Genomic DNA, 734 nt, shown 5'->3' with positions numbered 1-734 from the left:
GCCCGCGTGCTCGTGCGAGCGGTGGTGCGGGCGCCGAACCCGACCGCGAGCACGTTCGCCGCGGTGACGAGGGCGAGGCCCGCGAGCTGCCACGGCGCGAGCGCCTGGCCGAGGATCACGAGTCCGGCGAGGGCGGCGGACGCCGGGTGCACGCTCTGGAGGACGGCGAACCGCTGCCGCGGCATCCGTCGCAGCACCACGAGGTCGATCGAGTAGGGGAGTGCGGACGAGAGCAGGCCCGCGATCGTGCCGACGCCGAGGACCAGCGCGATCGCGCCGGGTTCGAGGCCGAGGAGCACCACGACGAGGAGCGGCGCGGTGAGGATCGCCGCGACGGCGGTCGCGATCGCCGTCGCCTGCACGCCCGGCAGCGACCGGCCGGCGCGCTGGCTGAGCAGGATGTACGCGGCCCACGCGGCGCCCGCCGTGAGCGCGAACACGACGCCGAGCAGGTCGATCCCCGGCACGGTGCCGGTGAGGAGGAGGACCCCCGCGGCCGCGAGGATCGCGGCGACGAGGTCGAGCCGGCGGCGCGAGCCGAGGAGGGCGAGGGCGAGCGGCCCGAGGAACTCGATCGTGACCGCCGGACCGAGGCCGATGCGCTCGATCGCGGCGTAGAGCGTGAGGCTCATGACGACGAGCACGCCGCCCAGGAGCATCGCGGGCCGCAGCGCCCGCCAGGTGAGGTCGCGTCGGCGCGGGCGGGCGACGGCGAGCAGCGCGACGGCGGCGAC

At 76.7% G+C, this 734-nt stretch carries 1 protein-coding gene; it reads right to left on the bottom strand.

Annotation, left to right across the window (positions count from 1 at the left end; translation table 11 throughout):
* A partial coding sequence (locus ESO86_RS18035) for an EamA family transporter (protein ID WP_129236058.1) occupies positions 1–734 on the bottom strand: 734 nt, incomplete at both ends.

This window comes from Agromyces binzhouensis (genome assembly GCF_004135055.1).
In the GTDB taxonomy this organism is placed as follows: Bacteria; Actinomycetota; Actinomycetes; order Actinomycetales; family Microbacteriaceae; genus Agromyces; species Agromyces binzhouensis.
The sequence above is the reverse complement of the archived record's forward strand: the minus strand, read 5'-3'. Positions and strand labels throughout refer to the sequence as shown.